Origin of the sequence: Streptomyces rhizosphaerihabitans (assembly GCF_025399795.1) — a bacterium.
Taxonomy (GTDB): domain Bacteria; phylum Actinomycetota; class Actinomycetes; order Streptomycetales; family Streptomycetaceae; genus Streptomyces; species Streptomyces rhizosphaerihabitans.
On sequence record NZ_JAODTZ010000051.1, the window covers coordinates 16447 to 30228 of the forward strand.

Sequence of the window (13782 nt, forward strand, 5' to 3'; positions counted from 1 at the left end):
ACCGGCGGGATGAAGAGCCGATGAACTAAAGCCTCCCCGTCCTTTGTACCGCCTCGCACGGCCGTCGGCGCGGGGCGCTACCGGGCGGACCGGGGTTAGGCTCGGGCGCGTACGACCTTGATCGGGCCAGGTGTGCGGGACGGGACCGGACGTACGACATCGATCGACAGGAGGCCGGGATGACGGCGCCGGGGCGCAGGAGCAGTACCTTCACGCGGCTGCTGCGGCACGGCTTCACCGATCCTTCGGCGGCCGAGCGGCTCCTGGAAGGGCCCGAACTGGCACCCGTACGGTCCGACCCGGTCCTCCTGGACGCGCTGGGGGCCACCGCCGACCCGGACCTCGCCCTGCTCGGGCTCGTCCGGCTCGTCGAGGCGCAGGACACGCACCCCGCCCAGCGGGAGCTCCTCGACACGCTGATCGCGGCCAAACCGCTGCGGGACCGGTTGCTCGGCGTGCTCGGCGCCTCCGCCGCGCTCGCCGACCACCTCGCCCGGCACCCGCACGACTGGCAGACCCTCGTCACCTACGAGGCGCGGGACCTGCATCCCGGGGTCCAGGAGTTCGAACGCGGGCTGGCGGACGCGACGGACCCCGTCTCGCTGCGTGTCGCCTACCGCCGCTGCCTGCTCTCCATAGCCGCGCGCGACGTGTGCGGTACCACCGACCTCGCCCAGACCGCCGCCGAACTCGCCGACCTCGCCACCGCGACCCTGCGCGCCGCGCTCGCCATAGCCGAGGCCGCCGCGCCCGACGACGCGGCGCTGTGCCGGCTCGCGGTCGTCGCGATGGGCAAGTGCGGGGGACACGAGCTGAACTACGTGTCCGACGTCGACGTGATCTTCGTGGGGGAGGGCGTCGACGGGGCCGACGAGGGAAAGGCCGTGCAGGCGGCCGCCCGGCTCGCCTCGCACATGATGCGGATCTGCTCCGAGACGACCGTCGAGGGCAGCATCTGGCCGGTCGACGCCAATCTGCGCCCCGAGGGCCGCAACGGCCCCCTGGTGCGGACGCTCAGCAGCCATCTCGCCTACTACCAGCGATGGGCCAAGACCTGGGAGTTCCAGGCGCTGCTCAAGGCCCGCCCGGTGGCCGGGGACCTGGAACTGGGCGAGGAGTACGTCGCCACCCTGGCCCCGCTGGTGTGGCACGCCGCCGAGCGCGAGAACTTCGTCGCGGATGTGCAGAAGATGCGGCGCCGGGTCGTCGAGAACATTCCGGCCGCCCAGATCGAACGGGAGCTGAAGCTCGGTCCCGGAGGGCTCCGGGACGTCGAATTCGCCGTACAGCTCCTGCAGTTGGTGCACGGCCGGGCCGACACGTCCTTGCGCAGCGGTACGACTCTGGACGCCCTGAAGGCGCTCGCCGCGAGCGGATACGTGGGCCGCGCCGACGCCGTGCAGCTCGATGACGCCTACCGCTTCCTGCGGTCGATGGAGCACCGCATCCAGCTCTTCCGGCTGCGGCGCACCCATCTGGTGCCGGAGGACGAGGCCGATCTGCGGCGGATCGGGCGGTCGCTCGGGCTGCGCGTCGACCCGGTCAAGGAGCTGAACCGGGAGTGGAAGCGGCACACGGCCATGGTGCGGCGGCTGCACGAGAAGCTGTTCTACCGGCCGTTGCTCGATGCCGTCGCCCAACTGGCGCCGGGCGAGACCCGGTTGAGTCCGGATGCGGCCCGGGAGCGGCTCGTCGCGCTCGGGTACGCCGACCCGGCGAGCGCGCTGCGCCATCTGGAGGCGCTGGCGTCCGGGGTCAGCCGCAAGGCCGCCATCCAACGGACGCTGCTCCCAGTGCTGTTGGGGTGGTTCGCGGACTCCGCCGATCCCGACGCGGGCCTGCTCAACTTCCGGAAGGTGTCGGACGCGCTCGGCAAGACCCCTTGGTATCTGCGGCTGTTGAGGGACGAGGGCGCCGCGGCCGAGAACCTCGCACGGGTGCTCTCGGCGGGCCGGCTCGCCCCCGACCTGCTGATGCGCGCTCCGGAGGCGGTGGCCCTGCTGGGCGACGGGGAGAGCGGCGGCCTCGAACCGCGCGGCCGTGCCCATCTGGAGCAGGAGATCCTCGCCGCGGTGCGGCGGGCCGGCGACGGCGAGCAGGCCGTGACCGCCGCGCGCGGGGTGCGGCGGCGGGAGCTGTTCCGTACCGCCGCGACGGACATCGTCGCCTCGTACGGAACCGAGGAGACGCCCGCCGTCGCCGATCAGGGGGCACTGGTCGACCTCGTCGGCGGGGCGGTGTCGGATCTGACGGCGGCGACGATCGCGGGAACCCTGCGGGCCGTGGTGCGGGACGGCTGGGGCGACACCCTGCCCACCCGGTTCACGGTGATCGGGATGGGCCGCTTCGGGGGCCATGAGCTCGGCTACGGCTCCGACGCGGACGTGCTCTTCGTGCACGAGCCGCGGGAGGGTGTGGACGAGCAGGAGGCGTCACGGGCCGCGAACGCCGTGGTGGCCGAGATGCGGCGGCTGCTGCAGCTCCCCAGCGCGGATCCGCCGCTGCTGATCGACGCGGATCTGCGACCCGAGGGGAAGTCCGGGCCGCTGGTACGGACGCTGAAGTCGTACGGGGCGTACTACCGGCGCTGGTCGCTGGTGTGGGAGTCGCAGGCGCTGCTGCGCGCGGAGGTGGTGGCGGGGGACGCCGACCTCGGGAGCCGGTTCATGGAGCTGGTCGATCCGCTGCGGTATCCGGCGGAGGGACTGGGCGAGGACGCCGTACGGGAGATCCGGCGGCTGAAGGCCCGGATGGAGTCGGAACGGATGCCGCGCGGCGCCGACCCCACGCTGCACACCAAGCTCGGGCGCGGCGGGCTGTCCGACGTGGAGTGGACGGTCCAGCTGATCCAGCTCCGGCACGGCTGGGTCGAGCCGGGCCTGCGGACGACCCGGACGCGGGAGGCGCTGGCCGCCGCGTGTGCCGCGGAGCTGCTGTCCACGGAGGACGCGGCGACACTGGACGAGGCCTGGGTGCTGGCCACGCGCGTACGGAACGCGGTGATGCTCGTGCGGGGCAGGGCCGGCGACACCTTCCCCTCGGACGGGCGCGAGCTCGCCGCCGTGGGCCGCTATCTGGGGTACGACCCGGGCCATGTCGGAGACATGCTCGACGACTACCGGCGCACCACCCGGCGGGCCCGGGCCGTGGTGGACGAACTGTTCTACGGCGCCTGAGCCGCGCGCCGGAGCGCGTGCTGTGGACCTGCCCGGCCGCGCGTGCTGTGGACCGGCCCGGCCGCGCGTGCTGTGGACCGGCCCGGCAAGGGCGCCCGCGGGACACCCCGCTGGTCACTGAACGTGACGGCGCGGGGCGTTGTTCAGGTCTTCACCGGCAGGACCGGTGTACCGCGCGTCCCCGGTACCCACTGCGGCAGCGCGTACGGCAGCGCTCCGTACCACAGGCGTGCCACCAGGAAGCCGAAGGCGAGGCAGAGCAGGCCGCCCACCGCGTCCAGCCAGAAGTGGTTGGCGGTGGCGACGATGACCAGCAGGGTGGCCGCCGGGTAGAGGACGCCGAGGATGCGCGCCCAGGGGGCCGAGGCCAGCGCGAAGACGGTCAGTCCGCACCACATGGACCAGCCGATGTGCATCGACGGCATCGCCGCGTACTGGTTGGACATGTGTTTGAGATCGCCGGAGGCCATCGAGCCCCAGGTCTCGTGGACCGTGACCGTGTCGACGAAGTTGCCGCCGGTCATCAGGCGCGGTGGCGCGAGCGGGAAGAAGTAGTAGCCGACCAGGGCCACCAGCGTGGTGGCGAAGAGCGTGAGACGGGCCGCCGCGTAGCGGCCGGGATGACAGCGGTACAGCCAGACCAGAACACTCAGCGTCACCACGAAGTGCAGGGTCGCGTAGTAGTAGTTCATCCCGATGATCAGCCAGCCGACGGAGTTCACCGCGTGGTTGACGGACTCCTCGATGGCGACACCGAGATGGTGCTCCATCCGCCAGATCCAGTCCGCGTTGCGCAGCGCTTCGCGTCTCTGCTCCGGCACGGCGTTGCGGATCAGCGAGTAGGTCCAGTAACTCATGGCGATGAGCAGGACTTCGAACCAGAGGCGGGGGCGACGCGGGGTCCGCATACGACGCAGGAGTCTGTTCCCCGCCTTCTCCTCCGCGACGGGTTGTGGAGTGGCCTGGTCCCGGCCTTCCAGTGTCGTCACGGTCGAATCACCCATAGGCACAGAGTCTGCCAGAAAAGCCTTCCCTCACCGATGATGCTCTGGTCGGGTCCTGGCCGCACTTTCTACGCCTGTGGGAGTGCTTCGCCCCCTTTGTCGTCCTTCTCAGGGACGATTCCGGTCCCCAGGGGCAGAAGCGGTCGAACCCCGCACCACGAGTTCCGGCATGAACACGAACTCACTGTGCGGCGCGGGCGTCCCGCCGATCTCCTCCAGCAACGTGCGCACCGCGGCCTGGCCCATCGCCGGCACCGGCTTGCGGACCGTCGTGAGCGGCGGGTCGGTGAAGGCGATCAGCGGCGAATCGTCGAAGCCCACGACCGAGATGTCCGTGGGGACCTCCAGGCCGCGCTGACGCGCCGCCCGTATCGCGCCGAGCGCCATCATGTCGCTGGCGCAGACGATCGCCGTGCAGCCGCGGTCCATGAGCGCGCTCGCGGCGGCCTGGCCGCCCTCCAGTGTGTACAGAGAGTGCTGGATCAGCCGCTCCTCGACGTCCGCGGGGCTCAGGTTCAGCTGCTCCTGCATCGTGCGCACGAAGCCCTCGATCTTGCGCTGCACCGGCACGAACCGCTTGGGGCCGAGGGCGAGACCGATGCTGGTGTGCCCGAGCGAGGCGAGGTGGGTGACCGCGAGGGCCATCGCGGCGCGGTCGTCCGGTGAGATGAACGGCGCCTGCACCTTCGGCGAAAAGCCGTCGACCAGGACGAAAGGGACACCCCGGCCGCGCAGTTGCTCGTACCGCTGCATGTCGGCCGAGGTGTCGGCGTGCAGTCCGGAGACGAAGATGATGCCGGCCACCCCGCGGTCGACCAGCATCTCGGTCAGCTCGTCCTCGGTCGAGCCGCCCGGTGTCTGGGTCGCGAGGACGGGGGTGTAGCCCTGGCGCGTCAGGGCCTGCCCGATGACCTGCGCGAGGGCAGGGAATATCGGGTTCTCCAGCTCGGGGGTTATGAGGCCGACGAGGCCCTCGCTGCGCTGCCGCAGGCGCACCGGGCGTTCGTAGCCCAGTACGTCGAGAGCGGCCAGGACGGACTGGCGGGTGGTCGCGGCGACGCCCGGCTTCCCGTTCAGGACGCGACTGACAGTCGCCTCACTGACCCCCGCCTGGGCTGCGATGTCGGCAAGCCGTGTGGTCACGGGATTGGACTGTACCGGTCGCATCTCACCCTGCCCACCAACCAGACGCCGTGTGCGGGCGGTTGATCGGCCCGCTCCGGGCTGCTGCGTCATCGCGCTCCCTCGTGTTCTGGTCGGCTCGGTGTCCCGTGCGTGCGCCGCGCGGGAAGGGGTGGCTCCTGCAAGACGCTGACGGGCCGATGATCCCCGTACGCGACACCCATGGCAAGAGCTTGCAGAGTCTTGCACAGAGGCCCGGATGTCTGCTGAGCGGCCTGGTAGCAGGGTTTCGGGACGGCTGCCCCGAGGTCACGGGCCCGTAACTGTCGGCAGTTCTTGCACTTTTTTGCTGCAAGGTCTTTCGCGCCGCTTACAACGCTGTTACGTTCACGTCGCCCGGCGGACGCAACGGCGCAGTCGGCAAGTCGGCAAGGGGATCGGGCGGGACCGATTCCCCACCTACTCGGGCTTTCACCCTCAAGGAGATCTCATGCGGCGTGGCATAGCGGCCACCGCGCTGGTGGCGTCCATCGCCCTCGCGGCGACGGCCTGCGGCGGCAGTGACAGCAGCAGCGACAAGTCTGCGGGCCCCACCACCATCACATGGTGGGACACTTCCAACGCCACCAATGAGGCGCCGACGTACCAGGCCCTGGCCAAGCAGTTCGAGAAGGCCAACCCGACCATCAAGGTCAAGTACGTCAACGTGCCCTTCGACCAGGCGCAGAACAAGTTCGACACGGCCGCCGGTTCCAAGGGCGCCCCGGACATCCTGCGCTCCGAGGTCGGCTGGACCCCGGCCTTCGCGAAGAAGGGCTTCTTCCTGCCGCTCGACGGCACCGCCGCCCTCGCGGACCAGGCCAAGTTCAAGTCCAACCTGATCGAGCAGGCCAAGTTCGACGGCAAGACGTACGGTGTGCCGCTGGTCACCGACACCCTCGCCCTCGTCTACAACAAGGCGCTGTTCAAGAAGGCCGGCATCAGCGAGGCCCCCAAGACCTGGGCCGACCTGAAGACCGCCGCCGCGACGATCAAGAAGAAGACCGGCGTCGACGGCTACTGGGGCTCGACCCAGGCCTACTACGCGATGAACTTCCTCTACGGCGAGGGCACCGACACCGTCGACGCCACCGCCAAGAAGATCACGGTGAACTCGGCCGCCGCGAAGAAGGCGTACGGCACCTGGCAGGGTCTGTTCTCCGGCAAGGGCCTGCACAAGGCGGACACCACCGCCGACGCGTACGCCCACATCCAGGACGCGTTCGTGAACGGCAAGGTCGCCGCGATCGTCCAGGGCCCGTGGGAGATCACCAACTTCTACAAGGGTTCGGCGTTCGCGGACAAGACGAACCTCGGTGTCGCCACCGTCCCGGCCGGCTCCACCGGCAAGGCGGGCGCCCCGACCGGCGGCCACAACCTCTCCGTGTACGCGGGTTCGGACAAGGCCCACCAGGAGGCCTCGCTGAAGTTCGTGAAGTTCATGACCTCGGCGGCGTCGCAGGCGACCATCGCGCTCAAGAACTCCACGCTGCCGACGCGTGACGACGCCTACACCGCCGAGGTCAACGCCAACCCGGGCATCGCCGGCTACCAAGGTGTCCTCGCCGCCGCCCAGCCGCGCCCGGCACTGCCCGAGTACAGCTCGCTGTGGGGCCCGCTCGACATCGAGCTGCCCAAGATCGCGGGTGGCAAGGAGTCCCTGGACAAGGGCCTGAGCAACGCCGAACTGGCGATGGCCAAGCTGGTCCCGGACTTCAGCAAGTGAGCCCGTGTGGCCGCCGGATCCTTCCCCGGCCCGACTTCGGTCGGGCCGGGGGGACCCCGACAGGGGGAACGGAACCGGCGGCCACCGGCTGTGTGCGCCCAACTCCTGATCTTGCAGAAGGTGTCGAACCATGACAGTCGCCATCGACCGCGCGACCGGCAAGCGCCGCGGTGACCGAGCACCGCGTCCCGGCCGGATGCAGCGTCTCAAGCACTCGTACCAGAAGTACTGGTACGCGTACGCGATGATCGCCCCGGTCGTCGTCGTACTCGGCGGATTGGTGCTCTATCCCCTGGTACGGGGCCTCTATCTGACGTTCACGGACGCCAACAGCCTCAACTCGGCCCGCACGATCGGCGTCAATCACATCGACGCCACCTACAAGTTCATCGGCCTGGACAACTACAAGGACATCCTGTGGGGTCCGACGTCGTACGACCGCTTCTGGTCGCACTTCATCTGGACCATCGCCTGGACCGTTCTGTGTGTCGCCCTGCACTACTGCATCGGCCTGGGTCTCGCGCTGCTCCTCAACCAGAAGCTGCGCGGCCGCACCGTCTACCGGCTGATCCTGGTGCTGCCGTGGGCCGTGCCGACCTTCGTCACCGTCTTCGGCTGGCGCTTCATGCTCGCCGACGGCGGCATCATCAACTCCATGCTCCACGCGGTGCACCTGCCGTCGCCGGCGTGGCTGGAGGACACCTTCTGGCAGCGCTTCTCCGCGATCATGGTCAATACCTGGTGCGGTGTGCCGTTCATGATGGTCTCGCTGCTCGGCGGACTCCAGTCCATCGACGGCACGCTGTACGAGGCCGCCGAGATGGACGGCGCGAACGCCTGGCAGCAGTTCCGCTTCGTGACCCTGCCGGGTCTGCGGTCGGTCAGCTCCACGGTCGTGCTCCTCGGCATCATCTGGACCTTCAACCAGTTCGCCGTGATCTTCATCCTGTTCGGCAACACCGCGCCGGACGCGCAGATCCTCGTCACCTGGGCCTACTACCTCGGCTTCGGACAGCAGCCGCGCGACTTCGCGCAGTCGGCGGCCTACGGCATGCTGCTGCTGGCCATCCTGATCGTCTTCACCTCCTTCTACCGCCGCTGGCTGAACCGCAATGACCAGCAGCTCGCGATCTGAGGCAGGAGTCTCCATGAGCACCACCACACTTCAGACGCCTCCTCCGGCCGACCAGGCTTCCGTGCACGAGGAGGCGCCGCGTCCGGCGCGCAGGCGCGGCCGGCGCGGCCTCGCCGGCAGGCTCGTCTCCCACGGCATCCTGATCGTCGCGAGCCTGGCCGCGCTGTTCCCGATCGCCTGGCTCGTCTTCCTGTCCCTCGGCCCGGACAAGGACGACTATCTGCACCCCGGACGCATCTGGAACACGATGACGTTCAGCAACTACTCGTTCGTGCTCCAGCACACGAGCTTCTTCGAGTGGATGAAGAGTTCGCTCATCGTGTCGCTCGGCACCACGGTCATCGGCGTGATGATCGCGGCCACCACCGGCTACGCCGTCTCGCGCATGCGCTTCCCCGGCTACAAGAAGTTCATGTGGGTCCTGCTGGTCACCCAGATGTTCCCGATCGCCGTGCTGATCGTGCCGATGTACCAGATCCTCTCGGACCTGCAGCTCATCGACTCCTACCTCGGCCTGATCATCGTCTACTGCTCGACGGCGGTGCCCTACAGCGCCTGGCTGCTCAAGGGCTACTTCGACACCATTCCGTTCGAGATCGACGAGGCCGGACGCGTCGACGGGCTGAGCCCCTTCGGCACCTTCTTCCGGCTGATCCTGCCGCTGGCCAAGCCGGGCCTCGCGGTGGCCGCGTTCTACAATTTCATCACCGCGTTCGGTGAGGTCGCCTTCGCCTCGACGTTCATGCTGGACGACTCGAAGTACACCTTCGCCGTCGGACTCCAGACCTTCGTCAGCGAGCACGACGCGCAGCGCAACCTGGCGGCCGCGACGGCCGTGCTGGTCGCGATACCCGTGTCCCTCTTCTTCTACCTGGTGCAGAAGAACCTGGTGACCGGACTCACCGCGGGCGGCACGAAGGGCTGATCCGTAAGGACGCCCCCAGAACGCCCGCAGACTCCCGCGCGCTCGAAGTGCGCGGGTGGCGGCCGCGGTGCCCATCCGACCCCGCCGGTACCGCGGCCGCCTCATTTCCTTGCCCCGACACCTCTCGCCCCGAAGCCTCTCGCCCCGTGCTCCCGGCCTCGCGTGAGCAGGGGTCTGCCCCCACAGCCGAATTCCTCCCCACGCCCGACCGCGCTCGGTCGCGGGGACCCTCATCGCATCAAGGACGCCATGAGCCAGCACTCCGCCGACCAGGCCCCGAACTCCGTTCTCGCCACCGTCGCCGCGCATCGCGACTGGTGGCGCGACGCGGTGATCTACCAGGTCTATCCGCGCAGCTTCGCCGACAGCAACGGCGACGGCATGGGTGACCTGGAGGGCGTACGTTCCCGACTTCCGTACCTGCGCGACCTCGGCGTGGACGCCGTGTGGCTCAGCCCCTTCTACGCCTCGCCGCAGGCCGACGCCGGCTACGACGTGGCGGACTACCGGGCAGTCGACCCCATGTTCGGCAACCTGCTGGACGCCGACGCCCTGATCCGCGACGCCCACGGCCTGGGCCTGCGGATCATCGTCGACCTCGTGCCCAACCACTCCTCGGACCAGCACGAGTGGTTCAAGCGTGCGCTGCGCGAGGGCCCCGGCTCCTCCCTGCGCGACCGCTACCACTTCAAGCCGGGCAAGGGCGAGAACGGCGAGCTGCCGCCCAACGACTGGGAGTCCATCTTCGGCGGCCCGGCGTGGACCCGGGTCACCGAGCCGGACGGCACGGCCGGCGAGTGGTACCTGCACCTCTTCGCGCCCGAGCAGCCCGACTTCAACTGGGAACACCCGGCCGTGGGCGACGAGTTCCGCTCGATCCTGCGGTTCTGGCTGGACATGGGCGTCGACGGCTTCCGTATCGACGTCGCGCACGGCATGGTCAAGGCGGCGGGCCTGCCCGACCTCGGCGACCACGACCAGCTGAAACTGCTGGGCAACGATGTCATGCCGTTCTTCGACCAGGACGGCGTGCACGACATCTACCGGCAGTGGCGCACGATCCTCGACGAGTACTCCGGTGAGCGCATCTTCGTCGCCGAGGCGTGGACCCCGACGATCGAGCGCACCGCCAACTACGTGCGCCCCGACGAGCTGCATCAGGCCTTCAACTTCCAGTACCTGGGCACCCATTGGGACGCGGCCGAGCTGCGCTCGGTGATCGACCGCACGCTCGACGCGATGCGCCCGGTCGGCGCTCCCTCCACCTGGGTGCTGTCCAACCACGACGTGACGCGGCACGCCACCCGGTTCGCCAACGAGGCCGGCCTCGGCACCCAGATCCGCACCGCGGGCGACCGGGCGCTGGGTCTGCGCCGGGCCCGCGCGGCGAGCCTGCTGATGCTGGCTCTGCCCGGCTCCGCCTACGTCTACCAGGGCGAGGAGCTCGGCCTGCCCGACGTCGTCGACCTGCCGGACGACGCGCGCCAGGACCCCGCCTTCTTCCGGGGCGCCGGACAGGACGGCTTCCGCGACGGCTGCCGGGTGCCGATCCCGTGGACCCGTGCCGGCTCGTCGTACGGCTTCGGCGACGGGGGCAGCTGGCTGCCGCAGCCCGCCGAGTGGGCCGAGCTGAGCGTCGAGGCGCAGACCGGTGCGGAGGGTTCCACCCTGGAGCTGTACCGCGACGCGCTCGCGGTGCGGCGCGAGCGTGCCGACCTCGGCGCGGGCGAGACCGTCAGCTGGCTGACCGCACCGGAGGGCGTTCTCGCCTTCAGGCGCGGCGAGTTCGTCTGCACCGCGAACACCGGCAGCGAGGCCGTGACCGTTCCCGCGTACGGCCGGGTGCTCGTGGCCAGCGGCGAGGTGACCCTGTCGCAGGACGGTAAGGCGAAGCTGCCCGCCGACACGACCGTGTGGTGGGCGGTCTGACACACACGTGAGTGGTGCTCCGGTCCTGACCGCCGGAGTACCGCTCGCCTGCCGGGCGTCCCGGCCTCCGCGTGAGTGGTGCTCCGGTCCTGACCGCCGGAGCACCCTTCACCTGATGGCCGGCCCGACCCGTGCGAGAGCGGTGCTCCGGGACCTGACGGCCGGAGCACCGCTTCCGTGCGTGGCCCCTTACTTCCAGGTGTCGCTGACCGAGTACCCGGCGCCCGAGCCCGTGGTGTAGCCGCGGTTGTCCCCGGACTCCCAGGTCACCGCGCCCGAGGCGTCCTTCTTGATGTACTTGTAGGTGAACGACGTCGACTTGGGCACGATCACCGGCCGGCCCCAGTACGGGTACGACGCCGAGGGCAGTGCGCCATCCTCGCAAGCTTCCCGGTGCCGGTGATCGACCAGCGGGCGTTAGCGGTGAAGCGGATCGACTGCCGGTTGTCCTTACGGGACTTGAGCCGGGGCGCTCCGGTCCTCGCGCCATTGCGTTCGCCCTTGAGGCACGCGAAGAAGTTCCTGTACGCGGCCTCGGTGTCGCGCAGCGACTGCTCCAGGACCACACTGGACACCTCGCCCAGCCAGGGCCCGCTCAGGCGTCGTCTTCGCCTGGGTGATCAGCTGCTTCGACAGCTGCCCGGTGGTCGGGATGGGCGCCCGGCCGCGTGGGCCGCCCGGTGGGCGCGCACCACATCGTCGAACACCACCCAACCACACCCGAATGCCTTCGCCAGCGCGACGGTCACCAGCAGCCGGGGAACCCTTCTTCGTCGTAGGCCATCGAGGGTTGGCAACTGCTGCTCTTTGAATGCCGGTGAGGGTGTTCTGGCGTGCATGGGTGATTGTCGATGACGTTGGTCCGCATGAGGGTGCAAGTGGGAACGGGAGTTCTTGTCTCGAAGGCGTGACCTGTGCGGGTGGTGGTCGTTGAGTGGGGTGCGGGGCGCTTGGGCCGGTCTGGGCTGGGGGTGTTCGGGTTGGGTGGGTTGCGGGTGGTGGGCGCGTCGTTCGTGGTGCCCGGTCCGTCGGGTGTCGCGGTCCGGGACCGGCTCAAGGGGCTGACGGTTGAGGACGAGAGGGTGCTGCGGCTGGTCGGTGACCATCTGGGTTCGCTGGCGTCCCGGGACCTGAAGGCGCGGTGTGCGGCCGGTCTGGAGCACGGCAACGAGGCGTGGGCGTCGCGTAAGCGTGCGCTGACGGGGGAGTCGTCGTCGCGGTGGGCGGGGTCGTTGACGAAGGCCACGCACGATCAGTGGGCGCTGGCCCGGCGCGGCCAGGCCGCGCACATCCAGCAGCTCGAAGCCGGCGTGAACACTATCCGGCATCGACTGTCGCTCCCACTCGGAGAGAAGGGTTCGAAGCGGGGGCCCGGTGGTTACAGGAGTCGGCGGGAGTGGCATGCCAAGACGCGTCGACTGGGGGTACTGGAGGACCGGCTGGAGCGGGCGGGGGCCGACTGGGCGGCCGGGCGGGTGCGGGTGGTGCGGGGAGGGAAACGGCTGTTCAACAACCGTTACCACCTGGAACAGGCCCAGCTCGCCGAGGAGCGGTGGCGTGCACGGTGGGAGGCGTCGCGTCGGTTCCTGCGGGCGGACGGCGAGTCCGGGAAGCGGTACGGCAACGAGACGATCCGGGTCAGCCCCGACGGTGAGGTGAGCATCAGGCTCCCGGCCCCGCTCGCCCACCTCGCCAATGCTCCGCACGGGCGCTACGTCCTGGCGGCAAGGGTGTCGTTCGCGCACCGGGGCGAGACATGGCGCGACCGCGTCGGTGCGAACCGGGCGGTGGCCTACCGCATCCACGAGGACGTCCAGCGCAACCGCTGGTATCTGACCGCCTCCTGGACCATCCCACCCGTCCAGACGGTGCTCCTGGCCGCCGTCCGGACCGGCGGCCTGATCGGTGTCGACACGAACGCCGATCACCTCGCGGCCTGGCGGCTGGACGTGCACGGCAACCCGGTCGGCGCCCCGCGCCGCTTCGACTACACCCTGTCCGGCACCGCCGACCACCGCGACGCCCAGGTACGCCACGCCCTGACCCGCCTGCTCCACTGGGCCGCCCGGCACCGGTTGGCGATCGCGGTGGAGGACCTCGACTTCACCGCCGAGACCAGCCGGGAGAAACACGGCCGCCGCAAACACTTCCGCAAACTGATCTCCGGCATGCCAGTCGCCCGGCTCCGCGCCCGGCTGGTCTCCATGGCCGCCGAGCTTGGCATCCCGCTGGTCGCGGTCGACCCCGCCTGCACCTCCCGCTGGGGCGCCCAGCACTGGCAAAAACCCCTCACCACCAGCAAACGCACCACCACCCGCCACGACGCTGCCGCCGTGGCGATCGGAAGGCGCGCCCTGGGGCATCCGGTCAGGCGTCGGACGGCACCGCCCCGTACCCACCAGAGTGATGGGTACGGGCATCGGACCGTCCAGGCCCGACCGGCCACCCCGGGACGTGAGGCGCTGTTCATCAGCGGCCTCCGGCCGCGGGCCGCCCCCGCATTCCCGGACCACGGACACGATCCGTGCCGCCCGGACGCGGAGCGAACGCGGGCAACCTGGGGGTACCTCCCACGCCCTTAAGGCAGTGGGGGAGCCCAACACCGTCCGGGGCGTTCGGCCGAGCACGAGTCCTGGCAACAGGACTCACTCCCGCTCGGTCTTTAGGAACGGTGCGGCTCCTCTCCTGATCCGGTCGGCATGTCCGCGGGGCGCGGAGAGCCGACC

At 69.9% G+C, this 13782-nt stretch carries 8 protein-coding genes and 2 pseudogenes; 6 read left to right on the forward strand and 4 right to left on the reverse strand.

Annotation, left to right across the window (positions count from 1 at the left end; translation table 11 throughout):
• Positions 1-179: 179 nt before the first annotated feature.
• Positions 180-3176 carry a bifunctional [glutamine synthetase] adenylyltransferase/[glutamine synthetase]-adenylyl-L-tyrosine phosphorylase gene (locus tag N4G66_RS35820; protein ID WP_261708479.1) on the forward strand — a complete coding sequence of 999 codons (2997 nt, stop codon included), beginning with the start codon at positions 180-182 and terminating at the stop codon, positions 3174-3176.
• A 143-nt stretch (positions 3177-3319) separates the two neighbouring features.
• On the opposite strand, the gene N4G66_RS35825 is transcribed toward N4G66_RS35820, so the two are convergent.
• Positions 3320-4180 (reverse strand): phosphatase PAP2 family protein, encoded by an 861-nt coding sequence (locus tag N4G66_RS35825; RefSeq protein ID WP_261708480.1) that lies wholly within the window; start codon positions 4178-4180, stop codon positions 3320-3322.
• A gap of 108 nt (positions 4181-4288) precedes the next feature.
• A complete protein-coding gene (locus N4G66_RS35830; RefSeq protein WP_261708481.1) occupies positions 4289-5323 on the reverse strand; it encodes a LacI family DNA-binding transcriptional regulator in 1035 nt (344 codons plus the stop codon).
• Positions 5324-5792: 469 nt separating this feature from the next.
• Here N4G66_RS35830 and N4G66_RS35835 point away from each other — a divergent pair, with 469 nt between their 5' ends.
• The 4 genes from N4G66_RS35835 (at position 5793) to N4G66_RS35850 (ending at position 11056) form a co-directional block, all read left to right on the forward strand.
• Entirely contained in the window at positions 5793-7067 is a 1275-nt protein-coding gene (locus N4G66_RS35835; protein WP_261708482.1) for an extracellular solute-binding protein, read from the forward strand.
• A 130-nt stretch (positions 7068-7197) separates the two neighbouring features.
• Positions 7198-8202, forward strand: coding sequence for a carbohydrate ABC transporter permease (locus N4G66_RS35840; RefSeq protein ID WP_261708483.1), 1005 nt, complete (start codon positions 7198-7200; stop codon positions 8200-8202).
• Positions 8203-8215: 13 nt separating this feature from the next.
• Entirely contained in the window at positions 8216-9127 is a 912-nt protein-coding gene (locus N4G66_RS35845; RefSeq protein ID WP_261708484.1) for a sugar ABC transporter permease, read from the forward strand.
• Positions 9128-9376: 249 nt separating this feature from the next.
• On the forward strand, positions 9377-11056 hold the full coding sequence (locus N4G66_RS35850) for a glycoside hydrolase family 13 protein (protein WP_261708485.1): 1680 nt from the start codon (positions 9377-9379) through the stop codon (positions 11054-11056).
• Positions 11057-11245: 189 nt separating this feature from the next.
• On the opposite strand, the gene N4G66_RS35855 is transcribed toward N4G66_RS35850, so the two are convergent.
• Together N4G66_RS35855 and N4G66_RS35860 are read right to left on the reverse strand one after the other, a co-directional pair.
• Complete coding sequence (locus N4G66_RS35855) at positions 11246-11389, reverse strand: carbohydrate-binding module family 20 domain-containing protein (RefSeq protein ID WP_261708486.1); 144 nt, start codon at positions 11387-11389, stop codon at positions 11246-11248.
• A 50-nt stretch (positions 11390-11439) separates the two neighbouring features.
• Positions 11440-11811, reverse strand: a pseudogene (locus tag N4G66_RS35860) (RNA-guided endonuclease TnpB family protein); the annotation flags it as partial.
• Positions 11812-12036: 225 nt separating this feature from the next.
• Here N4G66_RS35860 and N4G66_RS35865 point away from each other — a divergent pair.
• Positions 12037-13722: pseudogene (locus N4G66_RS35865) on the forward strand (IS200/IS605 family accessory protein TnpB-related protein).
• Positions 13723-13782 lie beyond the last annotated feature (60 nt).